At 73.8% G+C, this 24755-nt stretch carries 19 protein-coding genes, 4 tRNA genes and 1 riboswitch; of the genes, 11 read left to right on the top strand and 12 right to left on the bottom strand.

Features of this window, described 5'->3' with window-relative positions; translation table 11 throughout:
* Window positions 1-108: 108 nt before the first annotated feature.
* Entirely contained in the window at window positions 109-1218 is a 1110-nt protein-coding gene (locus tag HS045_RS23610) for a serine hydrolase (RefSeq protein WP_196453573.1), read from the bottom strand.
* Window positions 1219-1484: 266 nt separating this feature from the next.
* A complete protein-coding gene (locus HS045_RS23605) occupies window positions 1485-2144 on the bottom strand; it encodes an SMI1/KNR4 family protein (protein ID WP_196453572.1) in 660 nt (219 codons plus the stop codon).
* A gap of 242 nt (window positions 2145-2386) precedes the next feature.
* Here HS045_RS23605 and HS045_RS23600 point away from each other — a divergent pair, with 242 nt between their 5' ends.
* On the top strand, window positions 2387-3127 hold the full coding sequence (locus HS045_RS23600; protein ID WP_307827666.1) for an alpha/beta hydrolase: 741 nt from the start codon (window positions 2387-2389) through the stop codon (window positions 3125-3127).
* A 64-nt stretch (window positions 3128-3191) separates the two neighbouring features.
* Complete coding sequence (locus tag HS045_RS23595; protein ID WP_196453570.1) at window positions 3192-4361, top strand: PP2C family protein-serine/threonine phosphatase; 1170 nt, start codon at window positions 3192-3194, stop codon at window positions 4359-4361.
* 134 nt (window positions 4362-4495) lie between these two features.
* On the opposite strand, the gene HS045_RS23590 is transcribed toward HS045_RS23595, so the two are convergent.
* Window positions 4496-6475, bottom strand: coding sequence for a S9 family peptidase (locus tag HS045_RS23590; RefSeq protein ID WP_196453569.1), 1980 nt, complete (start codon window positions 6473-6475; stop codon window positions 4496-4498).
* 118 nt (window positions 6476-6593) lie between these two features.
* On the opposite strand from HS045_RS23590, the gene HS045_RS35575 reads away from it, so the two are divergent.
* The 3 genes from HS045_RS35575 to HS045_RS23575 all read left to right on the top strand — a co-directional run bounded on the left by HS045_RS35575 (window position 6594) and on the right by HS045_RS23575 (window position 10570).
* Window positions 6594-7697, top strand: coding sequence for a class I SAM-dependent methyltransferase (locus tag HS045_RS35575; RefSeq protein ID WP_196453568.1), 1104 nt, complete (start codon window positions 6594-6596; stop codon window positions 7695-7697).
* A 239-nt stretch (window positions 7698-7936) separates the two neighbouring features.
* On the top strand, window positions 7937-9364 hold the full coding sequence (locus HS045_RS23580) for a glutamate--cysteine ligase (protein WP_196453567.1): 1428 nt from the start codon (window positions 7937-7939) through the stop codon (window positions 9362-9364).
* A 162-nt stretch (window positions 9365-9526) separates the two neighbouring features.
* A complete protein-coding gene (locus HS045_RS23575) occupies window positions 9527-10570 on the top strand; it encodes a hypothetical protein (RefSeq protein WP_196453566.1) in 1044 nt (347 codons plus the stop codon).
* Between the two features lie 84 nt (window positions 10571-10654).
* On the opposite strand, the gene pcp is transcribed toward HS045_RS23575, so the two are convergent.
* From pcp to HS045_RS23530, 9 genes are all read right to left on the bottom strand, one after another.
* Window positions 10655-11284 (bottom strand): pyroglutamyl-peptidase I, encoded by a 630-nt coding sequence (gene pcp / locus HS045_RS23570; protein ID WP_196453565.1) that lies wholly within the window; start codon window positions 11282-11284, stop codon window positions 10655-10657.
* Window positions 11281-11658, bottom strand: a complete 378-nt coding sequence (locus HS045_RS23565) for a thiol-disulfide oxidoreductase DCC family protein (protein WP_196453564.1) — start codon at window positions 11656-11658, stop codon at window positions 11281-11283. The genes pcp and HS045_RS23565 overlap by 4 nt, the downstream gene beginning before the upstream one ends.
* A 9-nt stretch (window positions 11659-11667) precedes the next feature.
* Entirely contained in the window at window positions 11668-12576 is a 909-nt protein-coding gene (locus tag HS045_RS23560; RefSeq protein ID WP_307827665.1) for a hypothetical protein, read from the bottom strand.
* A 46-nt stretch (window positions 12577-12622) separates the two neighbouring features.
* A complete protein-coding gene (locus tag HS045_RS23555) occupies window positions 12623-13510 on the bottom strand; it encodes a hypothetical protein (RefSeq protein WP_307827664.1) in 888 nt (295 codons plus the stop codon).
* Between the two features lie 188 nt (window positions 13511-13698).
* Window positions 13699-13773, bottom strand: a tRNA-Val gene (locus HS045_RS23550).
* A gap of 13 nt (window positions 13774-13786) precedes the next feature.
* Window positions 13787-13858: transfer RNA gene (locus tag HS045_RS23545), tRNA-Gly, on the bottom strand.
* A 77-nt stretch (window positions 13859-13935) separates the two neighbouring features.
* Window positions 13936-14006, bottom strand: a tRNA-Cys gene (locus HS045_RS23540).
* Between the two features lie 25 nt (window positions 14007-14031).
* Window positions 14032-14103 (bottom strand) — tRNA-Gly (locus tag HS045_RS23535).
* A gap of 105 nt (window positions 14104-14208) precedes the next feature.
* Window positions 14209-16269 carry an N-acetylmuramoyl-L-alanine amidase gene (locus tag HS045_RS23530; RefSeq protein ID WP_196453563.1) on the bottom strand — a complete coding sequence of 687 codons (2061 nt, stop codon included), beginning with the start codon at window positions 16267-16269 and terminating at the stop codon, window positions 14209-14211.
* A 151-nt stretch (window positions 16270-16420) separates the two neighbouring features.
* Between HS045_RS23530 and HS045_RS23525 the strand changes: the two genes are divergently transcribed.
* The 6 genes from HS045_RS23525 (at window position 16421) to HS045_RS23500 (ending at window position 24736) form a co-directional block, all read left to right on the top strand.
* Complete coding sequence (locus HS045_RS23525; RefSeq protein ID WP_196453562.1) at window positions 16421-16696, top strand: hypothetical protein; 276 nt, start codon at window positions 16421-16423, stop codon at window positions 16694-16696.
* Window positions 16697-16740: 44 nt separating this feature from the next.
* Entirely contained in the window at window positions 16741-18561 is a 1821-nt protein-coding gene (glmS, locus tag HS045_RS23520; RefSeq protein WP_196453561.1) for a glutamine--fructose-6-phosphate transaminase (isomerizing), read from the top strand.
* 183 nt (window positions 18562-18744) lie between these two features.
* Window positions 18745-19689 (top strand): tripartite tricarboxylate transporter substrate binding protein, encoded by a 945-nt coding sequence (locus tag HS045_RS23515; RefSeq protein ID WP_196453560.1) that lies wholly within the window; start codon window positions 18745-18747, stop codon window positions 19687-19689.
* 4 nt (window positions 19690-19693) lie between these two features.
* A riboswitch (cobalamin riboswitch) is annotated at window positions 19694-19891 on the top strand.
* 223 nt (window positions 19892-20114) lie between these two features.
* Window positions 20115-22460, top strand: a complete 2346-nt coding sequence (locus tag HS045_RS23510; RefSeq protein ID WP_196453559.1) for a ribonucleoside-diphosphate reductase subunit alpha — start codon at window positions 20115-20117, stop codon at window positions 22458-22460.
* Between the two features lie 193 nt (window positions 22461-22653).
* Window positions 22654-23649, top strand: coding sequence for a ribonucleotide-diphosphate reductase subunit beta (locus tag HS045_RS23505; RefSeq protein ID WP_196453558.1), 996 nt, complete (start codon window positions 22654-22656; stop codon window positions 23647-23649).
* Between the two features lie 61 nt (window positions 23650-23710).
* Window positions 23711-24736 carry a mechanosensitive ion channel family protein gene (locus HS045_RS23500; RefSeq protein ID WP_196453557.1) on the top strand — a complete coding sequence of 342 codons (1026 nt, stop codon included), beginning with the start codon at window positions 23711-23713 and terminating at the stop codon, window positions 24734-24736.
* Window positions 24737-24755: the final 19 nt, after the last annotated feature.

Here is a 24755-nt window from a genome sequence, read left to right as displayed (position 1 = left end):
GGCCGGGAGAGCCGGGATGAGTGCGGTCACCGGACCGAGACCTCCGGCGGAGCGGGCGACCGCCCCGCCGGAGGCGCCGGACGGTTTCCGGCCCCGGGCGCGCAGGGCCTACTTCAAGGCGCACAGCAGCCGGGGCAGCACCTCCAGTTGGACGGTCTTGGCGTCGCCCGGATGCTGGTTGGCGGCCAGGGCGACGCGGCGGCCGTCGTCGGTGGCGCCCGCCAGGGTGCGGTAGCCGACGAAGCCGCCGCCGTGGCCCCACCAGTCGCCGCCGCAGGGCAGCGCGGTGCGGAACAGGCCGAGCCCCGCCTGCGCGCCCGGCCACATCCGCTCGGGGTCGGCCGGGATCGTGGCGCGCATCTCGGCCAGCCGCCCGGCCGGGAGCAGTCTGCCGCCGAGCAGGGCGCCGTAGAAGCGGTCGAGGTCCTGCGGGGTGGAGATGAGGGCGCCCGCCGCGTGGCCGATGGAGGGGGTGAAGCGGGTGGCGTTGTGGTAGGCGCCCTCGTCGAGGACGTAGCCGTCGGCGTGCCTGCCCGCCACGTCGACCGCCGTGCCGGGCCAGTAGGTGCCGGTCAGCTTGAGCGGCTTGATGATCCGCCGGGTGATCAGCCGTCCGATGTCCTGGCCGGTCACCTCCTCCGCGGCCAGGGCGGCCAGCACGGTGCCGGTGGAGGAGTAGGCCCAGCCCTCGGTCCGGGGCATCGCGAGCCCGGCGGCGACCAGCTTCTCCGGCTCGACGGTGGTGAAGCGCAGCGCGAGCTGGTCGATGGTCTCGGCGTAGTCGCCCAGGCGGCTGTCGTGGCGGAGCACCCTGCGCAGGGTGATCTCCGGCTCCAGCTCGAACCGGGGCAGGTAGTCGGTGAGGGGCGCGTCGAGGTCGAGCCTGCCCTCCGCGGCGAGCTGGAGCACCACGACCGCGGTGAAGGTCTTGCTGACGCTGCCGATGCGGAAGCGCTCGTCCCCGCGCATCCGCGCGCCGGTCTCCCGCCTGGCCGTGCCGGCGGCCAACCGCCAGGTGCCGCAGCGGGGACTGGTGACCGAGGCGGCGAAGCCGGGTGCGGCCTGCTGCCCGACGGCGGCGTCCAGCTCGTGCTGCAACCGGGCGCGTACGGCGGAGCACGGGGGCGATGAGGTGGAGGCGGCGGCCGGGAGGGCGACGAGGGCGGTCAGTACGGCGGAGCCGGCGCAGGCGGCGGCCAGCACGGTGCGGATCGACATGTCCCGATCATGGCCGGAGGGCCGGCCGCCCGGAATCGGCCGGACGGCGGCGGGCTCCTCGGCCGTTCGGCCGATTCGAGCAGGATCCGCATCGGTCACACGGCCGTCCCGGGATCCGCGTCGGTCACGCGGCCGTCCCGGGATCCGCATCGGTCACGCGGCCGTCCCGGGACGCGAGGCGGCCGGGCGGCTCCGGAGGCGGTCCGGGGTGATCGGGGAGTGGGATCCGGGGAAGGGCTCCGCCGGATCCCTTGCGACGGACCTCCTCAGACAGGGCCGAGGCGCAGGCCTGAGCGCTCGCGGAAGGAGTCGAGCGCGCCCGGCACCGCCGTCCCGACGCGCAGTGTCGAGGTGTTGCGGCAGTAGTCGGCCAGCACCCGGTCCGACCGGTCGGCGAAGCTCAGCCAGCCGCCGCCCTTGCAGACGTCGCGGGAGCCGACGTAGCCGAGCAGCGCCTCGACGACCTCCAGGTCCCCCTTGCGGAGCCGGCAGGCGGCCTGGTGCGGCAGCGACCGCACCGCCTGCCGGCAGGCGAGGTTGACCAGGAAGGCCGAGAGCCTTCTGAACTCGCTGTACCACCGCTCGCCCGGACCGGAGCGACCGAGGACCCGGGGATCGGGCCAGCCGTGGTCGCCCGGGGACACGCTCCACTGGGCGGGCCACCGGTTCTCCCCGCAGAAGATCAGCGACCCGGCCTCGACGTCCAGCCGTCCGGGGGCGCTCAGCCAGAGGGTGTGCTCACGACCGGCGGTCCCCGTCAGCTCCGGGTGCCGGCCCGCCACGGCGTAGTAGTCGCGCAGGGCGTCGGGCAGCGCGAACCCCAGGCGCTCCTCGGCCGCCTCGATCTCGGCGCGGGGGCACCCGTCCTCCGGCGTGCAGGCGCCGTACGCGGTCGACACGAGGTCCTGGAGCACAACCTCGATCATGATGGCCTCCTCGCCGGTTCCGGCCGCGGTGCGATCCTGGCCGGGATCGCACCGGTTGGTTCGCCCGGGTCTGTCAGGGGCAGGGGCCGACGCCGTGGCGGCCCGCGGTCAAGGGCTTTCCGCAGCGGGATATCATCCGAAGACGGCCCGAAGCATTGATTCTCCGAGAAAGGTGTCACACGGTAATGGACGTGATTGCCCGTAACAACGTCCACATATCGGGGAATCCTTCGGGAACGCCGATGATATTCGCCCACGGATTCGGCTGCGACCAGAACATGTGGCGGTTCGTCGCGCCGGCCTTCGAGGAGGACCACCGGGTCGTGCTCTTCGACCACGTGGGCTACGGCGGGTCGGACCTGGCGGGTTTCTCCGCCGAGCGCCACTCCACGCTGGACGGCTACGCCCGCGACCTGCTGGAGATCTGCCGGGAGCTCGATCTGGAGCGGGCCGTCTTCGTCGGCCACTCGGTCGCCGCGATGATCGGCGTCCTGGCCGAGATCGAGGAGCCGGAGCGGTTCGAGCGGCTGGTGCTGGTGGGCCCGTCGCCCCGCTACATCGACGACGCCGACTACGTCGGCGGGTTCAGTCGGGCGGACATCGACGAGCTGCTCGAGTCGCTCGACGGCAACTACCTCGGCTGGTCCGGCGCGATGGCTCCGGTGATCATGGGAAATCCGGACCGGCCCGAGCTGGGCGAGGAGCTGACCAACAGCTTCTGCCGTACCGATCCCGCGATCGCCCGGCAGTTCGCCAGGGCGACCTTCCTGTCGGACAACCGGGCCGACCTGCCGCGGGTGCGGGCGCGCACGCTCGTCCTGCAGTGCTCCGCGGACGTGATCGCCCCGACGCAGGTGGGGGAGTACGTCCACCGGATGATCCCCGGCAGCGAGCTGGTCCTGATGGAGGCGACCGGGCACTGCCCCAACCTGAGCGCCCCCGAGGAGACCGTGGCCGCGATCCGCGCGTTCCTGCGGAGCTGAGAGGGGACGGGACCGACGGGACGGGAGGGCGCCTGTGGCCCGGCCGGACGAGACCGCCACGGGGATGTGTGAGCCTTCGCCGACCGAGGCCGTCGAGGACGACCTCGGCGACCTGTACGAGCACGCGCCGTTCGGCTACCTGTCCACCCTCATGGACGGGACGGTCGTCAGGGCCAACGCCACGTTCCTCGCCATGGTGGGGCGCACCCCCGCGGACCTGGTCGGCCGGGTCCGCTTCCCCGCCCTCCTGCCGGTGGGCGACCGCATCTTCTACGACACGCACTTCGCCCCCCTGCTCGCGATGCAGGGAGAGGTCAGGGAGATCGCGGTCGAGCTGAAGCGCCCCGACGGCACGCGGCTGCCGGTCCTGGTCAACGCGGTGGTCAAGCCCTCCGCCGGGGGAAGGCCGGCGGTCATCCGGCTGTCCGCCGTGGCGGCCGTCGACCGCAGACGGTACGAGCGCGAGCTCCTGCGCGAACGCCGGCGGGCCGAACGCTCCGAGGCCGAGGCCCGCCACCTCGCCCAGATCCTGCAGGCGAGCTTCGTGCCGGCGGCGCTGCCCGGGGTGCCGGGCCTGGACGTGGCCGGGGTGTACCGGCCCGCCGGCAGCGGCGACGAGGTGGGCGGCGACTTCTACGACCTCTTCGAGACCGGGCACGGCTGGGGGCTGTCCCTCGGGGACGTGTGCGGCAAGGGCGCGCGGGCGGCGGTCGTCACCGGCCTGGCCCGGTACACCCTGCGCGCCGCGGGCATCCAGGACGCCCGGCCCGCGGAGGTGCTCTCCCTGCTCAACCAGGCGCTCCTGCGTGAGCGCACGGACCGCTTCCTGACCGCGGCCTACGCCCGCATCCAGCACGACGACGCGGGCCGGCCGCGCCTGACGCTGTCCCTCGGCGGGCACCCGCCCCCCGTCCGGGTCTCCCGGGAGCACCCGTCCGGGCCGGTGGGCGACCCGGGGGATCTGCTGGGCGTCTTCGGCGACCCGAAGCTGCGCGAGACCGAGGTGGGGCTCTCCCCCGGGGACGTGCTGCTCTTCTACACCGACGGGATCACCGAGGGACGGGGCCCCGGCGACGCGATGTTCGGGGAGGAGCGGCTGCTGCGGTCCCTGGAGGCGGTCCACGGCGCGGACGCGCGGGGCGTGGCCGAACACCTCGTGGACGAGGTGGTGGCCTTCCAGTCCGGGCTGCCGATCGACGACATCGCCGTCCTCGTGCTCCGGGTCCCGGACTGAGGCCGCACCCCGCGACGGGCCCGCCGCGGGGTGCGGTCCGGCCCGCGACGGGCCCGCCGGGGGCGCGGTCCGGCCCGTGAGGGGTCCGGCCTGTGAGGGGTCCGGCCCGTGAGCGGACCCGTCGCGGGGCCGGACTACGCGGTCAGGTGGCGCGACCACCACTCGAGCACGGCCTCGAAGCGCTGGAGGCGGTGCCGGGGCCGTCCGCTCCGGGTCAGCTCGTGGCCCTCGCCGGGGAAGAGCAGGAACTCGGCGGGCACGCCGTTCCTGCGCAGCGCGACGTACATCCGCTGGGCCTGCTCGACCGGGCAGCGCCAGTCCTCCTCGGAGTGGACCACGGCGAACGGCAGGGTGATCCGGTCGGCGTGGTAGAGCGGGCTCATCGCGCGCTGGGTCTCGGGGTCGGGGCCGCAGTAGGCCTCGGCGAAGTACCAGCCGATGTCGGAGGAGCCGGTGAAGGAGTCCCAGGCGTTGACCGCGCGCTCGCTCCAGGCCGCGCGGAACCGCTCCCCGTGGTGGGCGGCCAGCCAGCTGGTCATGAACCCGCCGTAGGAGCCGCCCATCACGCCCACCCGGCCGGCGTCGCACTCCGGCAGGGCCAGCGCCGCGTCCAGCAGGGCCAGCACGTCGTCGGCGTCGACGGTGCCGAGCGCGCCGACCACCGCCCGGCCGTGCGCCTGGCCGTACCCGGCCGAGCCCCGGGGGTTGGGCAGCACGACCGCGTAGCCCGCGGCGGCGTAGACCTGGGTCTCGTCGAGGAATCCCCAGCCGTGCTGGTGGAACGGTCCGCCGTGCACGTTCAGCAGGACCGGGTGCGGGCCCTCGCCCTCGGGCAGCGCCACCCAGCCGTGCACCGGGTAGCCGTCGGGGGCGACGGCGGTGATCTCCCGGAGCGGGCGGGCGGCGGGCAGCGGCCCGCAGAAGTCGGCGAGCGTCCCGTCCGCGTCGGCGACCAGGCCGGGGTGCTCGGGCGTGGACAGCACGGCCACGGTGCGTCCGCGCCAGGAGGCGAACGCCTTGACGGCCGACCGCTCGCCCAGCACGACCGGGAGCTTGCCCAGCGGGACGCCGGAGGAGGAGTCCAGCGGCACCAGGCGCAGCTCGATCGCGCCGCGCACCCGCACCGCGACCAGGACGCCGCCCTCCACCGGGAGCGGGGTGAGGGACTCGCAGTCCACCGACTCCTCCTCGGTCAGCCGGACGCCGGTCACGGGCGCGGACCCGGCGCCGGTGGGTACGGCCGCGGACCCGGCGCCGGTGGGTACAGGCGCGGACCCGGCGCCGGTGGGTACGGCCGCGGCGCCGATCCGCACGGGCGCGCGGTACAGGCCGGTGTTGCGGGCCACCGCGTCGATCCCGGAGAACTCCGTGCCGAGGTAGACCACGTCGCCGCCGGGGAGCACGGCCGGGCGGACCGCCGATCCGGGGCCGCGCACCACCGGGACCGGCTCGCCGCCGAGCGCGGGCACCGCGTACAGGTCGGTGTGCAGGCTCTCGGGGTCCAGGTCGCGCGGGGCCGAGACCAGCAGGTGCTCGTCGCCGTGCCAGCAGGGGTCGCCGACGTCGTAGCGGTCGCCGGTCAGCGGCACCGGCTGGGGGATGTCGGCCAGCGCGTTGACCACGTACAGGACTTTGCGGCGGTCCTGGACGAATCCCACGTCGTCGCTGCGGTAGCGGAAGCCGGTGATGCGGCGGGGGGCCTCGGCCGCGGCGCCCACCCCCTCCGCGGTGCCGTAGCGGCCCGCCTCCGGGGTCCGGGCGACGAACGCGATCCGCCGCGAGTCGGGCGCCCAGACCGGCTCGCCCGCGCCCAGCGGCAGGTCGGTGACCGGGCGGGGCTCGCCCCCCGCGGTCGGCATCACGTACAGCTGGGGCCTGCCGCCCGCGGTGGCCCGCAGGAAGGCCACCCAGGCGCCGTCCGGGGAGATGCACGGCGCGGTGTCGAGGTCGCCGTGGGTGAAGGGGACCGGCGGGCCCTGCGGCGGGATCCGCCACAGGCCTCCCCGGTAGGCGTCCGCCTCCGGGTCGGGGTGGGCCACGTCGGCCAGGAGGAGGTCGTCGTGGAGGGTGACGCTGCCGGGGACGTGCAGCAGGGCGAGGTCTTCTGGACGCATGACCTGGGACGTTATCACCCGATGAAGAACGCTATACCGGGTGCCGAGTCTGTCCGGATCATCCGTCGGGTACCGGTCGGTCGACCGAACGAATCGTGACGGGTGGGGATGGATGCCGGTGAACGGACGTGCCACGGCCGCGCTGAAACGCGCGCTCTACCGAGCCCTGTACGGCTCCCGCTACGACCGCGTGCCCTGGGAGCAGCGGATCTACGTCCGGCCGGGCGAGCGGCTGGCCCGGGAGGCCGGATGGCGGCTGCGGCTGCGCCGGGCCGAGGTGCTCACGCTGGAGGAGTACCGCGAGCGGACGGACCTGGGGGAGATCGAGGAGTTCGTCGTCTGCCACCTGTGCGGCGACAGCCGCCAGCAGCCGCTGTTCCGCCCCACCGGGCCCAAGGACCGGTGGGGCTACCAGGTGGTGCGCTGCCCGGGGTGCGGGTTCCTCTACCGCAACCCCAACATCCGGCCCGAACGCCTCGGCGACCTGTACGCCTGCGGCTACAGCGCCTTCCTCACCGGCAAGTACGCCGCGGACCGGCGGCGCCGCTACCGGCTGACCATGGACGCCTTCCACCCGGTCTTCGCCGAGGGGGCGGGGCGGCGGCTGCTGGACTTCGGCTGCGGGGCCGGGCTCTTCCTGGAGCTCGCCGAGCAGCGCGGGTTCGACGCGGCCGGGGTGGACCTGTCGCCGGACTCGGTGGCCGAGGCCAACCGGCGGCTCGCCCGGGCGCGGGCCCACCACGGCGCCCCGGAGGACGTCCCGGAGATCGCCATGGGCGGCTTCGACGTGATCACCCTCTGGTCGGTCCTGGCCCACCTGCCGCGCCCGCTGGACGACTTCCGGAGCTTCCGCAGCCTGCTCGCGCCGGGCGGGGTGCTGATGATCCTGACCGTCAACGCCGCCTCGCTGCAGCTGAAGGCCCGCGGCGCCGGATGGAACGGGTTCACCAAGAACCACCTGATGTTCTACTCGGCCGCGACCATGCCGACGCTGCTGCGCCGTACCGGGTTCGCCGGGGTGGCCTTCGCCCCCTTCTACGGCGACACCGTCGAGGCGGGCACCACCAAGCTCTCCGAGCCGCTGCGGCGGCGGCTCCGCCGCACGGTCGAGGCGTCCGACGGCGGCAACATGCTGCGCGCGCTGGCCTTCGCCGACGACGAGGCGATCGACCGCTGGGGCGGCGGCCTGAAGGTCCGCCGCCTGCCCAAGCACGAGGGCTGAGGAGCGTCAGGCGTCCTGGAGCCGGAGCGTCCGCACCCCCGCGCAGGGCGCCGCCGCCGCCGTACGGCTGGCGCTGCTGGACGCCGGCGGCCCCACCGGGTCCCATCAGGACGAGGACGGCGTCGTCCCCTGGTGATCTACCTCACCGGCGGATTAGACGGCGGCGCACGGGACAGATGAGGTGAGGCGACGCGAATCGCGGTTCGCGGTGGAGACCACCTGACTGATCGGACGGTGCGATGGGGCAGCAACTCGACAAGGACCGCTTCTCGGAGGCGGAGTTCGCCCGCTTCGGGGAGCGGCTGGCCGAGCAGCTGGCGGAGCTCCGCGAGCTGCTCGCCCGGCCGGGGTTCGGGACGGGGCCCATGACCATCGGGGCCGAACTGGAACTGTTCCTGACCACGCCGGACGGCCGCCCGCTCCCGCGCAACCGCGAGGTGCGCGACACCGCCGGCGACGACCGGCTCACCCTGGAGCTCGGCCGGTTCAACCTGGAGGTCAACCTGACCCCGCTCCCGCTGGCGGGCCGGCCGTTCGCCGCGCTGGAGAAGGAGCTGCACGAGACCATCGCGGTGGTGGACTCGGCGGCGGCGCGGCACGGCGGGCGGTCGGTGGCGATCGGGATCCTGCCGACCCTGCACGAGTTCGACTTCACCCACGGGGCGATGAGCGACGAGAGCCGCTACCGGGCGATGAGCCGGGGCATGCGGCGGCTGCGGACCGAGCCGTTCCGGGTCCGCATCCACGGCGTGGAGCAGCTGGAACTGGAGGTCGAGGGCGTGATCCTGGAGAGCGCCAACACCTCCTGGCAGGTCCACCTGCGCACCGCGCCCGCCGACTTCGCCCGCGTCTACAACGCCGCCCAGCTGGCGATGGGGCCGGTCCTGGCGGTCAGCGGCAACTCCCCGGGCTTCCTGGGCCGGCGGCTGTGGGAGGAGACCCGCATCGCGCTGTTCGAGGAGTCGGCCGACGACCGCGACCTGGAGCGGCTCGGGCGCCGGGACCGGCGGGTGGCCTTCGGCTCCGGCTGGGTCACGAGCGCCGAGGAGCTGTTCGAGGCGTGCGTGCGCGACTACGAGCCGATCCTGCCGATGCTCACGCCCGAGCGGGACCGGCGGCCGGACGGGGCCCCGGCCCTGGCCGAGCTCCGGCTCCACCAGGGCACGGTCTGGCAGTGGAACCGGCCGGTCTACGACCCCGCGGACGGCGGCCACCTGCGGGTGGAGATGCGCGCGCTGCCCGCCGGACCGACCCCCGCCGACATGGCGGCCAACACGGCCTTCCTGCTCGGCCTCACCTCCGCCCTGGCCGTCGAGCCGGTCGAGGAGTCCGCCTTCGCCTCCGCCTACCGCAACTTCTACCGGTCGGCGATCGAGGGCCTGGACGCCTCGCTGGCCTGGCCCGGCAGGCGGGAGGAGGTTCCGGCGGCCCGGCTCGCCCTGGACCTGCTGCCGCTGGCCGCGGCCGGGCTCGACCGGGTGGGCGTCGAGCCGGGCGAGGCCGAGCGGATGCTGGACGTCATCCGGGAGCGGGTCACGCGGCGCCGTACCGGATCGGCCTGGCAGCGCGAGGCGCTGGAGGCGCTGGGCGGCGACCGGGCCCGGATGGTGACCCGCTACCGGGAGCTGGCGCTGACCGGCGAACCCGTGCACACCTGGCCCGTCTGACCGCGACCGGCGCGGTCCTTCCCGCACGCGTCGTCCCGCACGCGTCTTCCGCGCGGCCCTCCCCGGACGGTCCGGCCCGGATGATCGTTGAGGGGAGCACACCGGCATACTCATGAATTCCGTACCTTGATCCGCCAGACTGGGCGGGACGGGAGGACTGTCATGAGCGCGATGAAGGCCGTGCCCGCGGGACCGTTCGAACTGAAGCGCGAGGGCGACCGCTTCAGCGCCGGAATCCAGGTGCTGGAGCGGGAGCTGGAGCGGGTGACGCTGGAGGCCGTGCTGGCCAAGGCCAACCGGGCCGCCACCCGGCGGGGCCCCACCGGGGCGGGGGCCTTCGGCGCGATGCGGCCCCGGCCGGTGGACTGGTACTGCTTCGACGCCGCCGACAACGCCTTCCCCGACTGGTACCCGCAGGGGCTGACCTGCGCCTCGGACGCGGGCGTCGCGGGGAACGTGTTCGTGGTGAGCTGGTACTACAGGCCGGAGGCGGGGGAGCGGGGCGTGCGGCTGTCCTTCCTGAACGCCGCCACCCTGCGCTACCGGCACGTCCTGCTCGTCGAGGCCCGCGCGGACGGGGACATCGTCCCGATCGACATCCACGCCGGGGGCGTCGCCTGGTACGGCCACCTGCTCTACGTCGCCGACACCGTCCGGGGCCTCCGGGTCTTCGATACCCGGCAGATCTTCGAGGTCAACGGCGACGACGACCGGGCGATCGGCGGGCGCAAGGGCGTCTACAACGCGTTCGGCTACCGCTACGTGATGCCGCAGACCGGCGCGTGGACCACTACCACCAGGACCGCCCGGTTCTCCTTCGCCGCCGTGGACCGCAGTGCCGACCCCCACCTGCTGGTCTCCGGCGAGTACATCGACGGGCCGGGCGGGACCGGCCGGGTGGCCCGCTGGCGGCTGGACTCCGACGGAACCCTGCGGGCCGGGTCCGACGGCGTCGCCATCGCGCTCGACGCCTACGCGCTGCCCGCCGGGAAGATCCAGGGCGCCCTGTCGCACGACGGCGTCTGGTACCTCAGCCAGGCCGCCGGATCGCAGCGGAACGGCACCCTGATCGAGGTCGGCGACACGGTCGTCCGCAGGCCGTACCCGGTGGGCCCGGAGGACCTCACCTGCGTGCGCGGCCGGGGACAGGTGTGGAGCGTGACCGAGTTCGTCGGCCGCCGGGTGATCTACGGCGTGCCCCTCTAGCCCGCCCGGCCGCCCTTGCGGCCGTGCGATCCGGCCGCCCGCCCTTCCGATCTCCCGGACCGGCCGTGCGATCCGGCCGCCCGGTCAGTGGAGGGAGCCGCCGGTCAGGCGCAGGTCGTCGTGGACCAGGCCGGCGGCCGTCACGATCGCGGTCAGCGCCTCGGCGACCATCGTGACCGGCATGGACGGCATGGCCGGCCAGCCCTGGTCGAGGACCTGCCCGGGGGCGGCCGGCACGTGCACGAAGCCTCCGCGCACCTGCGGGAACGCGGTGGCGATCAGGTGCATGAGGCCGTAGAAGACGTGGTTGCAGACGAACGTCCCGGCGCTGTGCGACACGCTCGCCGGGACGCCCGCCTTCCGCGCCGCCGCCACGCAGGCCTTCACCGGAAGCGTGGCGAAGTAGGCGGCCGGGCCGCCGGGGACGACCGGGCGGTCCACCGGCTGGTGGCCCGCGTTGTCGGGGATGCGGGCGTCGTCGAGGTTGATCGCGACCCGCTCGACCGTGACGTCGGCCCGCCCGGCCGCCTGCCCGACGCAGACCACCACCTCGGGCCCGTGCTCCAGCATCGCCGCCCGCAGGCGCTCGGTCGCCGCGCCGAACTCGCACGGCAGCAGGACGGCGTGCGCGCCGGGCACCCGTCGCACCGCCTCCCACGACGGGTTGACGGTCGCGCCGTCGAAGGGCTCGAACCCGGCCAGCAGCGCCCTCATCGCGGACCCGCCGGCAGGGAGCAGGCCGGGGTGCCGCCGGGCAGGCGGTGCCGGTTGGCCGCGACCAGCCGGTAGAGGCCGTGGGCCGCCCACCGCAGCGGCGGGAGCCGGAGGGCGAGCCCCAGCGTGCTCCAGGGCGCCCCCGCGGCGATCAGCAGCCGGGCCACGGCCTGCGCCCCGCCGTGCACCCGGCCGTGCTCGGCCCAGAGCACTTCGCGCTCCGCCCGCTCCCGGGTGGCGCCGAGGGCGGGCAGGTCGGCGGACTGCCAGGACGTCACCTCGGCCCGCAGGCCGATCCGCCTCTCGGCGAACCGCACGCTCGCCGTGCAGAACCCGCAGTCGCCGTCGTAGATCAGCACTGGTCGGTCTGTCATAGACAAACCCTACTTGTCACCTTCTGTGCCGGGACCGTCCAGGTAGCGGAACGCCTCGTGCGCCGAACGCACGCTCTCCCGCAGCGCCCGCTCCAGCCGGCCGGCGTCCTGTGCGAGATGGTCGATCTCCGGTACGGCGAGCGCGTCGGCGCCCGTCTCGGCGAGGAGCTCCTCGTACCGGGGCAGCCAGGAGCGGAGCAGTTCGATCTGCTGGTGGGCGCGGAAGGCCCGCTCTGCCTCGGCGACGTGGCCCGCGTAGCGCTCCAGCGCCTCGACGCGGGCGACGACGGCGGCCTCGCTGGCGGCCAGCGCCCGCTCCAGCGGCGCCATCGCGGCGACCACCTCCGGAGCGCTCCCGTCGTGGCCGAGCCGGTCGTGCTCGTCCCGCAGGGCCGAGAGCTTGGCCAGCAGCCGGGCGATCTCCCACTCCTGGGCCGGGAGCATCACGGAGTTGCGCGCGTCGTCGAGCATCCCGGAGGCGTGGACCTGGGAGCGCAGGACGTGCTCGACCGCCCTGCGGGTCCGCTCGCGCAGCCGCTCGGCGGCGGGGTCGAAGTCCTCCGGGAGCAGGTAGCGATCCTCGTACCAGCGGGCGTTGCGGTAGACGTCCCGCTCGGTGCCCTCGTCGTCCAGGGGACCGTCCTCGCGGGCGGCCAGATGGCCGATGAAGACCACGAAGACGAGCAGCGCGGGGACGAACATGAGGGTCCGCCCGTCGCCGGTGAGGAAGGCGCCGGCGAACAGCAGGAGCGCCGTGATCGCCCCACCGGCCTGCAGCGCCCGGATCGGCAGGCCGGGGGTGCCCGACTGCGGCTCGGGGGTCCATCCGGCGCGGATGCGCGACAGCAGGGATCCGTTCCTGCGGAACAGATCGGCGACCTCCGCAGGAACCTCCGGGTCGACCGCCACGTGCTGCACCGGCTCGCTCTCCCCTTTCCCGCGGGCGGACCGTGGTCGAGAAATCTTACGGTTCCGGCTGTCCGTCGAGGTAGCGGAACGCCTCGTGCGCGGAGCGGATGCTGGCGTGCAGCGCCTGCCGCAGCTGGTCGGCGTCCTGCGCCAGATGACCGATCTCCGGAGCCATCAGCCGGCCCGCGCCCGCCTCCGCGACGAGCTGCTCGTACTCGGGGAGCTGGGCGCGCAGGGCCTCGATCTGGTGGTGGGAGAGCAGCGCCCGCTCGGCCTCGGCGACGTGGCCGGCGTAGCGCTCCAGCGCCTCGACGCGGGCGACGACGGCGGCCTCGCTGGCGGCCAGCGCCCGCTCCAGCGGCGCCATCGCCGCGGCCACCTCCGGGGTCCTCCCGCCCCTGGCCATGGCGTGGTGCCTGGCCCGCAGGGCGGACAGCTTGGTCAGCAGCCGGGCGATCTCCCATTCCTCCGCGGGGAGCATCACCGAGTTGCGGACGCCGTCCAGCAGGCCCATGGCGTTGATCCGGGAGCGCAGGATGCGGTCGATGGCCTGCTGGACCCGGCCGAGCAGGTGCCGCGAAGGCGGGTCGAAGTCCTCCAGGACCAGGAACCGGCCGCGGAACTGGACCGCGTGGCCGTACAGGACGCGCTCCAGGGAGTCGGCGGGGGTGGGCTTCCTGGCGAGGTACAGGGTCGCCATGACGAAGAGTTCCATCCCGGTCAGGACGATCAGGGGGTAGGCGCCGATGCCGGCGGCGACGAAGGTCACGAACGCCAGCAGCAGCGTCAGGCCGAAGATCCCCAGGACCGGTCCGGGGATCCGGGAGCGGTCGCGCGCCTCGGGGTTCCAGCCGCGATGGAACCGGGACAGCAGCGGGCCGTTCCGGCGCATGAGGTTGGCGACCTCCGCAGGCACCTCCGGATCGACCACCACACGCAGCACGGGCCCGCCCCCTTCGCCGAAGCCAAAAGCATACCTATCAACCCGATTTCGGGTCAGGCGTGCTTCCATGGTGCCTCCTTGCGAGGCCTGCGGTGTCCCCCCTGCGGTTGATTCAGGTCACTTCCGACGTGCCGGGAAGGGCGGGAAACGAAAACGATCCCCCGGCTCTCGGGCCGGGGGATCGCTGGTGGTGGACGATACAGGGATTGAACCTGTGACCTCTTCCGTGTCAGGGAAGCGCTCTCCCGCTGAGCTAATCGTCCTCGGGTGAATCAGAGCGGAAGACGGGATTCGAACCCGCGACCCTCACCTTGGCAAGGTGATGCTCTACCACTGAGCCACTTCCGCGCGTCCCGCCGCGGGTCTCCCCGTGCGGTGCCTGCAACACTTTACCGGATCCCGAGGGCTCCGATGTCCGTGCGGTGAGGTGGAGACGGGATTTGAACCCGTGTACACGGCTTTGCAGGCCGTTGCCTCGCCTCTCGGCCACTCCACCAGCCGGACCCCTGAGGATCCGTCAGAGCGGAAGACGGGATTCGAACCCGCGACCCTCACCTTGGCAAGGTGATGCTCTACCACTGAGCCACTTCCGCGCGCTTCCCGGCGCATTCGTCCGGGGCACGGGAAGACTCTAGCGCGTTCCCGGAGCGCGCGCGTCCAACCGGGCCGTCCGCCGCGGCTCCGGGCCGTTCATCCCGCTAACGCCCCTGGACCCGGACGACGTCCTCCGCCCGGACGAACATGACCCGGTGCCCGAACTGGATCTGGTGGTAGCGCCGCGCGCCCCGGATGAGGCGGTGCTTCGCCGGGTCGAAGGTCACCGCGCGCAGGTGGGAGCCGCGGCGGGTCAGGCCGAGGCTGTAGCGCTGCCCGGCCGGGAGCCGGTACTGCAGCGGGACGGGTCTCTGCGGCGCGACCCCGCGCGGGTAGGCCGAGGCCTCGGGGTACGGCCTGCCGTACAGCCGCACCGAGGCCAGGCCGGGCCGGGGGGTGACCACGGGGCCGCGGGCGCGCACCGAGGTCCGGGCGCCGGCGGGGTCGTGGAACCAGGCCTTCTGCCCGAGGTACCAGATGGCGGTCCAGTCGCCCCGGCGCTCGGCCAGGGCGTAGCGCTGGCCGGTGGAGGCGCGGGCGGCGTGGTCGTAGACGCTCCGGCTGGAATCCCCGGTCGGGTGCTTGCCGACGTCCCTGACCAGCGGGGCGCCCGCCGCCGGGGCGGTGTGCAGCCAGACCGAGGACGCGCCCGCGGGCGGGCAGGCGCGCGACCCGCCGCCGCACCCGGTGAAGGGGGGCCGGTGGGCGGCGTAGCGGGGCAGGATCGTCACCGAGGGCGCGGCCCGGCGGGCGGACAGGGCCGACAGGGCGGCCAGGGCCGGTCGCGGAGCCCGCGCGGTCCGGTCCAGGGGGCGGCCGAGCAGGTCGAAGTAGTGCTCCCAGTCCCAGTAGGGGCCCGGGTCCTCGTGCATGCCGCGTACGGTCGCCGGGGTGGCGCCGGGCACGTTGTCGTGACCGAGGATGTGCGCCCGGTCCAGCGGCACGCCGTACCGGCGGGCGAGGTGGCGGACCAGCCGGGCCGAGGCGCGGTACATCGCCTCGGTGTACCAGGCGCCGCCGTGGGCCAGGTAGCCCTCGTGCTCCAGGCCGATGGAGCGGGAGTTGACGTACCAGTTGCCCGCGTGCCATCCGACGTCCTGGCCGCGCAGGTGCTGGGCGATGTGGCCGTCGCTGGAGCGCAGGGTGAAGTGCCAACTCAGGTAGGCGGGGTCGGCGGCGAGCCGGGTCATGGCGTCGTAGCCGGTCTCCCCGTCGTGGACGACGATGTAGTCGATCTCCCGGCGGCCCTCGTAGCGGTCGTGGTTGCCGTAGCGGCCCCGGCCGAGCCTGCGGTAGGCGGCGGGGATCCACTCGCAGGAGACCTCGCGCGGGCAGTCGGGCCCCGTCCTGCCACGGGCCTCCGGGAGCAGGGCGAGCCGGCGGGGCGTCCCGCCGTCCCGGCCCGCCCGCCTCGCCGGAGCCAGGGCCGGGTCCGCGCGCAGGGTCATCGGCTCACCGTCGTCGGTCACCCGGGCGGCGCCGGTGCGGAGGATCGCGTAGACCTCGTCGGCGAAGACCGCCGCGGCGCGCGCGTCGCGGCTCCCGGGATAGCGGGCCACCGCGTCGTACCAGTGGGCGGGACCGGCGTCCGGCCGTCCTCCGGTGCTCCGGTGGTGGTCGGCGAGGAGCGCGGCACCACCCATGACGTTGGCCGCCGGGTCCCGGCGCAGCCGGTCGGGGGAGATCCCGGTCAGCCGCGCGGCCCGGAGCAGGGTGTCCTGCGGCGGGGCCTGGCCGCCGCGGACGGCGGGGCGGGAGGCGGTCACGTGCAGCGGCCGCGCCTCGTCGCCGCGCGGGTCCCCTCCGGCCGCGCCGCCGTGATCGCCGTGCCGGGCGCCGTGCTGGTCGGCACGGGGTGCGGTGGCGCGCGCATCGGTCAGGTGCATGGGGCCGTACCCGCCGGAGACGCTCGGCCTGCCGCCGTGGGCGTCCCAGCGGGACTGCAGGTAGGAGACGGCGAGCAGCACGTTCTCCGGCACGCCGTACGTCCGGGCGGCCCGGGCGAAGGCGGCCTGCCTGCCCGGCCCGGCGCCCGCCTCCCGGACGGCGAAGGCGGCCTGCCCCCCCGGCCCGGCGCCCGCCTCCGGGACGGCGTGGGCGGGGGGCGGGCCGAGGGCGGCGAGGACGGCGAGGGCGACGACGGTGGTCCATGGCAGGCGGCGCATAGTGGTTCCTCCCGCCCGCATCACTACCCAAGGTCACGGCCGACTACCGTCTGTGATTGATCGGATGAGGAGAATGAAATCGATGATTTCCTGCCCGATTCCGGGCAGGAAAGTTGGCGAATCGTGTTCTCCCTGCATATCGTCCTGATCTGTGTCCACGGCATGGCATCCGCACGAGGAGCTGATCGCTCATCTGACCCGGACGAGCGCGCTCGGGCCGGGGGAGGCGGCGCGGGTGGTGGCGGACGTGCTGGCGTACTTCTCGGAGGAGACCGAGGAGTACGTCCGGCGGCGGCACGCCGAGCTCAAGGCGAAGGGGCTGGTCAACGATGCGATCTTCCCCCGGATCGCCGCGGAGCTGGCGGCCCGCCGGGTCGCGCCCCCCGGGCTCTCCCTGCGCCAGTTGCGGCGGATCGTCTACGGATAGCGCCGTGCAGAAGTCGTTGACGTCTCAGTGAAAGGGTGATGATCATGTGTGGAATCGTGGCCTACGTCGGCCCCAAGGACGCGGCGCCGATCCTGCTGGAGGGCCTGCAGCGCCTGGAGTACCGGGGTTACGACTCGGCCGGCGTGGTGGTCTCCAACAAGGGCCTGAAGATGCGCAAGGTCAAGGGCCGGGTGGCGGACCTGGCCGCGGCCGTGCCCGCGCGGTTCAAGGGGACCGTCGGCATCGGTCACACCCGCTGGGCCACCCACGGCGTGCCCAGCGACGTCAACGCCCACCCGCACCTGTCGAACGACGAGCGCATCGCGGTGGTGCACAACGGCATCATCGAGAACGCCGACGAGCTGCGGGCCAAGCTGGAGGCCGACGGGGCGGTCTTCCTGTCCGAGACCGACACCGAGGTGCTGACGCACCTGATCGCCCGGACGGTCAAGGAGACCGACTCGCTGGAGGAGGCCGTCCGCCTGGCGCTCAAGCGGGTCGTCGGCACCTACGGCATCGCGGTGCTCGACGCCGAGCGCCCCGGCGAGGTGGTCGTGGCCCGCAACGGCAGCCCGATCGTGCTGGGCATCGGCGAGAAGGAGATGTTCGCCGCCTCCGACGTGGCCGCGCTGGTCCGCTACACCCGCCAGGTGGTGCACCTGGAGGACGGCGAGCTCGCGGTGCTGCGGGCCGACGGGTTCACCACCTTCGCCAGCGACGCGCGGGAGACCGCCAAGGAGCCGCTGACCGTCGACTGGGAGGCCGCGCACTACGACACCGGCGGCTACGAGCACTACCTGCTCAAGGAGATCTCCGAGCAGCCCGACACCGTCGCCCGCACGCTGCGCGGACGCCTGGACGAGCGCTTCAACGTCGCCCACCTGGGCGGCCTCAACATGGACGCGCGGGAGACCCGCTCCTTCCGCCGCGTGAAGATCATCGGCTGCGGCTCGGCCTACTACTCCGGCCAGATCGGCGCGCAGCTCATCGAGGAGCTGGCCCGCATCCCGGCCGACGCCGAGCCGGCCAGCGAGTTCCGCTACCGCAACCCGGTCGTGGAGGCCGACACCCTGTACGTGGCGATCAGCCAGTCGGGGGAGACCTACGACACCCTCGCGGCCGTCCAGGAGCTCAAGCGCAAGGGCGGCCGGGTGCTCGGCATCGTCAACACCGTCGGCAGCGCCATCGCCCGCGAGTGCGACGGCGGCGTCTACCTGCACGCCGGGCCCGAGGTCTCCGTCGCCAGCACCAAGGCGTTCACCTCGACCGCCGTGGCCTTCGCGCTGCTCGCCCTGCACCTGGGCCGGGTGCGCGACCTGTCGCCGGCCGACGGCCGCCGGATCTGCGAGGGGCTGCGCCGGCTGCCCGACCAGATCAAGGAGATCCTGGCCCTGGAGCCGCGGGTCAAGGAGCTGGCCGAGAAGTACGCCGGCTCGCCGAGCATCATGTTCGTCGGCCGCGTCCGGGGCTACCCGGTGGCGCGCGAGGGCGCGCAGAAGCTCAAGGAGATCTCCTACGTGCACGCCGAGGCCTACCCGGCCAGCGAGCTCAAGCACGGCCCGCTGGCGCTGATCGGCCCGGACATGCCGACCGTGGCGATCGTCCCCGACGACGAGCTGCTGGACAAGAACCTCACCACGCTGGGGGAGATCCGGGCGCGCGGCGGGCGGGTGCTGATGGTCGGCCACCGCGTCGCCGACCCCAAGCTGGCCGACGACTGCCTGGTCGTGCCCAGGAACGAGGTCGAGCTGGACCCGATCCTGCTGGGCATCCCGCTCCAGCTCTTCGCCTACCATGCCGCCGTCGCCCTGGGGCGGGACGTGGACAAGCCCCGGAACCTGGCCAAGAGCGTCACGGTGGAGTGACCGGCGCGCGGTGTCCGCTACGCCCTGTTCTGTGGCGGAAAGTGATGATGCGGTAACCTAGAGTGCCGAGGGCACCCTGGGAAAGGGGCACCGATGCACCGTAGGCGATTTTTCTGGATCACCGCGGGAGTCGTGGTCGCCGCGACGGGATGCGGGACGACGGACGGAGCCGGGCCGCCGGCGATGGAGAGGCTGTCCGTCATCGCGCCCGCGGCGCGCGGGCGCGAGGCCGACCGGGTGGCGCGGGCGCTGGCGGCGGTGCTGGCCGGCGACGGGCTGGCCCGGACGGTCGAGGTGGACAACCATCCGGGCGGGGCGGGGGCCGCCGCCCTCGCCGCCCTCGCCGCGTCGCGGGGATCCGGTGCGCCGTTCGCCCGGCGGGGCGGGCTGCTGGTGACCGGGATGCCGATGGTCGCCGGGGCGGAGACGTCCGGCGCCGTCCCCCTGGCCGAGTCCGCCACCCCGCTGGCCCGCCTGGTCGGCGAGTGGACGGCGCTGGCCGTCTCCGCGGACTCGCGCCTGCGCTCCTTCGAGGACTTCGCCGCCGGGCTCCGGCGGAACCCCGCCGGCCTGGTGGTCGGCGGTCGGTCGGTGGGCGGCCCGGACCACGTCCTCTACGGCATGATCGGCAAGTGCCTCGGCGTGGACGCCCGCCTCCTCGACTACGCCGGGTACGCCGGGGCCGACCAGGCGGTCGAGGCGCTCGGCGGCGGATCGGCCGCCGCGGTCCTGCTCCCGGTCCGCGCCCTGGCCGCCGGGTTCGCCGAGGGCCGCCTGCGCGCGCTGGCGGTCTCCTCCCGCGACCGGATCGAGGGGATCGAGGCGCCGACGCTCATGGAGCTGGAGATCCGCCTGGAGTACGCCGACTGGCGCGGGCTGCTCGGTCCCGCGGGGATGGGCGCCGAGGACCGCGCGGCCGCCGTCGGGCTCTGCGACCGGATCGACTCCTCCGCGCACTGGCGGGAGCTGTGCGCGCAGGAGGGCTGGGAGCGCGTGTACCTGAGGGGTGACGACTTCCGGCAGTGGCTCGCCACCGAGACCGAGCGGACCCGGGGCGTGCTCTACGAACTCGGCCTGCTGGGCTCGTCCGACACAAATTGTAGGGTCGGTTGCGCGATCCGGCCCTAGATGTAGGATCCTCCTCGTTGCTGGTTCGCCCCTGGCGGGGCGAGGAGAGAGGGAACCCGGTGCGATTCCGGGACTGCCCCGCAGCGGTGAACGGGAACGACCGCCGTCAGAGGCACTGGGGAGACCTGGGAAGCGACGGCCAGTAGGAGGCGCACGACCACGCCCGTGAGTCCGAAGACCTGCCGGCGACGTGTGGAAGGGGAGCCGGACCGGGCTCCGGGACGCCCGCGGGCGCTCCGGACCGCCCGGCGCAGGCGCCCCGGCCACGCACGCAGTCCAGGGCCTCGAGGGAGGGCCCGCGGACGAGGCGGTCTCCGCATGCCCATCTCCGGCCGGGATCCGCCCTCCGACGCGCGCCCGTCCCGCGAGAGCCGTACACCACGGGGAATCCGGCGCGCGAGGGGTGGCACGTGACAGCACCGACCATGGCACAGGCAGCGGACGGCACGGAGAACGGCACGGAGAACGGCAGGAAGAGCGGCACGGAGAACCGGGCGGTGGGTGCCGCGGGGTCCGGCGCCGTGCCGGGGGCGGGCGGGGACCCGGACGCCCGCCGGCTGGCCATCGAGGAGGCCGCCGCCCGGGTGATCACCGACCCGGAGAACTCCAGGACCGCCGCCGGGCTGCTGGACGGGCTGATCGCCGACGAGGCCGCCGGGCACGGCGTGCGGACCTTCTCCGAGTCCGTCGCCGCCACCCACGCGGCCGGGCTGGTCGCCGACCGGCTCGCGGAGTTCGTCGCGGCCCACGCGGCGGAGCTGGACGCGCTGGTCCGCCAGGAGACCCGGTTCGAGTACTTCGGCCTGCGCACGGTCTACGACCGCTACCTGCTGCGCCACCCGGAGACCCGCAGGGTCCTGGAACGCCCGCAGCACTTCTTCCTCCGGGTGGCCTGCGGCCTGTCGGAGACGGTGGCCGAGGCCGCCGAGCTGTACGACCTCATGACCACGCTGTCCTACCTGCCGAGCTCGCCCACCCTGTTCAACTCCGGCACCCGCCGCCCGCAGCTCTCGTCGTGCTTCCTGCTCGACTCGCCGCGCGACGAGCTGGAGGCCATCTACGAGCGCTACGGGCAGGTCGCGCGCCTGTCGAAGTACGCCGGGGGGATCGGCATCGCCTGGACCCGGGTGCGCTCGCGGGGCTCGCTGATCCGGGGCACCAACGGCCACTCCAACGGCATCGTGCCCTGGCTGCGCACGCTGGACGCCAGCGTCGCCGCGGTCAACCAGGGCGGCCGGCGCAAGGGCGCGGCCTGCGTCTACCTGGAGACCTGGCACGCCGACGTCGAGGAGTTCCTGGAGCTGCGCGACAACACCGGCGAGGACGCCCGCCGCACCCACAACCTCAACCTGGCCAACTGGGTGCCGGACGAGTTCATGCGCCGCGTCGAGGCGGACGCGGAGTGGTCGCTGTTCGACCCCAAGGACGTCCCGCACCTCACCGACCTGTACGGCTCCGCCTTCGAGGCCGCCTACCGGGCCGCCGAGGAGGCCGGGCTGGCCGTGCGGCGGATCCCCGCCCGGACCCTCTACGGCCGGATGATGCGGACCCTGGCCCAGACCGGCAACGGCTGGATGACCTTCAAGGACGCGGCCAACCGGACCTCCAACCAGACCGCCCGCCCGGAGAACGTCATCCACCTGTCCAACCTCTGCACCGAGATCCTGGAGGTCACCGGCGACGCCGAGACGGCCGTCTGCAACCTCGGCTCGGTCAACCTCGCCGCCCACCTGGCCGGGGACGGGATCGACTGGGCGCGGCTGCGCCGTACCGTCCGCACCGCCGTGCGGTTCCTGGACCGCACCATCGACCTGGGCTTCCATCCGACGCCCGAGGCCGAGGCCGCCAACCGCCGGTGGCGGCCGATCGGGCTGGGCGTGATGGGCCTGGCCGACGTGTTCTTCGCGCTGCGCCTGCCGTTCGACTCGCCCGAGGCGCTGGAGCTGTCCACCCGGATCGCCGAGGAGATCGCGCTCGCCGCCTACGGCACCTCCGCGGACCTGGCCGCCGAGCGGGGCCGGCACCCCTCCTACGGCGAGACCCGCGCCGCCGGCGGGGTGCTCCACCCCGACCACTACGGCGACGGCCGCGGCGACGGTCCCGGTGGCGGTCCCGGTGCCTCCCGGTCCGCCGCGCGCTCGCCGGAGTGGGCCGCGCTGCGGGAGCGGATCGCGCGGACCGGCCTGCGCAACTCCCTGCTGATCGCGATCGCGCCGACCGCCACGATCGCCTCCATCGCCGGCTGCTACGAGTGCATCGAGCCGCAGGTCTCCAACGTCTTCAAGCGCGAGACCCTGTCGGGGGAGTTCCTCCAGGTCAACCGCTACCTGGTGCGCGACCTGCAGGCGCGCGGGCTGTGGAACGAGCGGATCCGGGACGCGATCAAGCGGGCCGACGGCTCGGTGCAGGACGTCCCGGAGATCCCCGCCGACCTCAAGGTCCTGTACCGGACCGCCTGGGAGCTGCCGCAGAAGGCGCTGATCGACCTGGCCGCCGCGCGCACGCCGTACGTCGACCAGTCGCAGTCGCTGAACCTGTTCATGGCGACCCCGACCATCGGCAAGCTCTCCTCGATGTACGCCTACGCGTGGAAGGCGGGCCTGAAGACCACCTACTACCTGCGCTCGCGCCCCGCGACGCGGATCGCCCAGACCACCGTGGCCGCCCTCCCGGGAACGCCCGCGTCCGCCGGCGGCACGCCCGCGCCCGCCGGCGTCGAGGCCGTCGCGTGCTCCCTGGAGAACCCCGAGGTGTGCGAGGCCTGCCAGTAGGCCGCCCCCGCACCGCGCCCCCGGGTGCCACGCCCTCGACCGCCGACCGCCGACCGCCGACCGCCGACCGCCGACCGCCGACCTCCGACCGCCCCGCCCGGCGGCCGGCGGGGCGGCCCGCCGCGCCCTGACGCGGCCCGGCGTCACCCGACGACCGCACGCACGACCCGACGACGACACGGAGACCTCCAGCATGCTGCTCGACCCCGGCATGGACCTGACCCTGCGGCCCATGCGCTACCCGGACTTCTACGAGCGCTACCGGGCCGCCATCCGCAACACCTGGACGGTGGAGGAGGTGGACCTGCACTCCGACCTCGCCGACCTGGCGAAGATGACGGACCGGGAGCGCCACCTGATCAACCGGCTCGTGGCGTTCTTCGCCACCGGCGACTCGATCGTGGCCAACAACCTGGTCCTCAACCTCTACCGGCACGTCAACGCCCCCGAGGCCCGGCTCTACCTCAGCCGCCAGCTGTACGAGGAGGCCGTGCACGTCCAGTTCTACCTGACGCTGCTCGACACCTACCTGCCCGACCACGACGAGCGGGCCAAGGCCTTCGCCGCGGTCGAGCACATCCCGTCCATCCGGGACAAGGCCGCGTTCTGCTTCCGCTGGATCGACTCGCTCGGCGCGCTGGACCGGCTGGAGACGAGACAGGACCGCCGCGCCTTCCTGCTCAACCTGATCTGCTTCGCCGCGTGCATCGAGGGCCTGTTCTTCTACGGCGCCTTCGCCTACGTCTACTGGTTCCGCTCCCGCGGCCTGCTCGGCGGCCTGGCCACCGGGACGAACTGGGTGTTCCGCGACGAGTCCATGCACATGGAGTTCGCCTTCAGCGTGGTGGACACCGTACGCGCCGAGGAGCCCGACCTCTTCGACGACGAGCTCGGCGCGCAGGTGGTCCGGATGATCGAGGAGGCGGTCGCGGCCGAGCTGGCCTTCGCCGCCGACCTGTGCGGCGACGGCCTGTCCGGGATGGGCGTCGAGGCGATGCGGGGGTACCTGGAGTACGTCGCCGACCGCCGCCTGGCCCGCCTCGGCCTGCCCGCCCGGTACGGCACCGCCAACCCGTTCGCCTTCATGGAGCTGCAGGACGTGCAGGAACTGGCGAACTTCTTCGAGCGGCGGGTCTCCGCCTACCAGGTGGCCGTCGGGGGAGATGTCGCATTCGACGAGGACTTCTGATTATGCGCCGAATCTAGGGGAACCCTCCCGCCGGTAAAGACGACGAGGGGGGACGCCGTCCGTGACGGACTGGATCATCATGCTGGTCGCCGTACTGGCCGCGGTCGCGGCCGTGGAGGTGGTGAGGCGGGTGCTGCGCTCGCGGTTGATCGGGGAGAAGTGGGTCCTCGCCGGGCCGCTGGTGCGGCGCTGCACCTGGCCCGCGTTCGCCACGGCCGCCGTGGTCGCCGCCTACACGGTCTACGAACCGGGCGCCATGGCCGACGGCGAGGCCAACCAGAACATCCAGCGGCTGCTCAGCCTGGCCATGATCGGCTCCGTCACCTGGCTGGTCATCCAGGCCGCCTACGCGGTGACCGACGTCGTGCTCGACCGGCTGATCCGGGTGGAGGGCGAGCGCAACCTGCGGGCCCGGCGCATCCGCACCCAGATCGCGCTGGTCCGCCGGGTCGCCTCTGCGGTGGTCATCGTGGTCGCGCTGGGGGCGATGCTCTTCACCTTCCCCCAGGTCCGCGCGCTCGGCGCCGGTCTGCTCGCCTCCGCCGGGATCGCGGGCGTGGTCGCGGGCATCGCCGCCCAGTCGACGCTCGGGAACCTGCTCGCGGGACTGCAGCTCGCGTTCAGCGACGCGATCCGGCTGGACGACGTGGTCGTGGTGGAGGACGAGTGGGGCCGGATCGAGGAGCTGACCCTCACCTACGTGGTCCTGCGCCTGTGGGACGAGCGCCGACTGGTCCTGCCCGTCTCCTACTTCACCACCACCCCGTTCGAGAACTGGACCCGGCACGGCAGCCGGGTGATCGGCCACGTGACCTTCCGGGTCGACTGGTCCGTCCCGGTGGACGAGCTGCGCACCGAGCTCTACCACGCGCTGCGCGCCCACCCGCTGTGGGACCAGAAGGACTGGACGCTCCAGGTCACCGACGTCCTGCCCAACGGCCTGGTGGAGCTGCGCGCGCTGATGAGCGCCGCCGACTCCGCCAGCGCCTGGGACCTCAAGTGCGACATGCGCGAGCACCTGGTGGCCTTCGTCCGGGAGAAGTACCCCGAGGCGCTGCCCCGGTTCCGGCTCGAGACCCCCGCCTAGGAGGTCACCGGCCGCTCCC

Source organism: Planomonospora sp. ID82291 (assembly GCF_015711645.1).
GTDB lineage: Bacteria > Actinomycetota > Actinomycetes > Streptosporangiales > Streptosporangiaceae > Planomonospora.
Note: the sequence above shows the minus strand (reverse complement) of the source record. Positions and strands in the feature narration are given on the sequence as shown.

Bases quoted from the DNA above. Each gene is read 5' to 3' on its own strand.
- HS045_RS23600 (WP_307827666.1), top strand. From the start codon at position 2,387: ATGATATTCGCCCACGGATTCGGCTGCGACCAGAACATGTGGCGGTTC.
- HS045_RS23605 (WP_196453572.1), bottom strand. From the start codon at position 2,144: ATGATCGAGGTTGTGCTCCAGGACCTCGTGTCGACCGCGTACGGCGCC.
- HS045_RS23595 (WP_196453570.1), top strand. From the start codon at position 3,192: ATGTGTGAGCCTTCGCCGACCGAGGCCGTCGAGGACGACCTCGGCGAC.
- HS045_RS23515 (WP_196453560.1), top strand. From the start codon at position 18,745: ATGGAGAGGCTGTCCGTCATCGCGCCCGCGGCGCGCGGGCGCGAGGCC.
- HS045_RS23580 (WP_196453567.1), top strand. From the start codon at position 7,937: ATGGGGCAGCAACTCGACAAGGACCGCTTCTCGGAGGCGGAGTTCGCC.
- HS045_RS23590 (WP_196453569.1), bottom strand. From the start codon at position 6,475: ATGCGTCCAGAAGACCTCGCCCTGCTGCACGTCCCCGGCAGCGTCACC.
- HS045_RS23530 (WP_196453563.1), bottom strand. From the start codon at position 16,269: ATGCGCCGCCTGCCATGGACCACCGTCGTCGCCCTCGCCGTCCTCGCC.
- HS045_RS23575 (WP_196453566.1), top strand. From the start codon at position 9,527: ATGAGCGCGATGAAGGCCGTGCCCGCGGGACCGTTCGAACTGAAGCGC.
- glmS (WP_196453561.1), top strand. From the start codon at position 16,741: ATGTGTGGAATCGTGGCCTACGTCGGCCCCAAGGACGCGGCGCCGATC.
- pcp (WP_196453565.1), bottom strand. From the start codon at position 11,284: ATGAGGGCGCTGCTGGCCGGGTTCGAGCCCTTCGACGGCGCGACCGTC.
- HS045_RS23510 (WP_196453559.1), top strand. From the start codon at position 20,115: ATGGCACAGGCAGCGGACGGCACGGAGAACGGCACGGAGAACGGCAGG.
- HS045_RS23610 (WP_196453573.1), bottom strand. From the start codon at position 1,218: ATGTCGATCCGCACCGTGCTGGCCGCCGCCTGCGCCGGCTCCGCCGTA.
- HS045_RS23505 (WP_196453558.1), top strand. From the start codon at position 22,654: ATGCTGCTCGACCCCGGCATGGACCTGACCCTGCGGCCCATGCGCTAC.
- HS045_RS23565 (WP_196453564.1), bottom strand. From the start codon at position 11,658: ATGACAGACCGACCAGTGCTGATCTACGACGGCGACTGCGGGTTCTGC.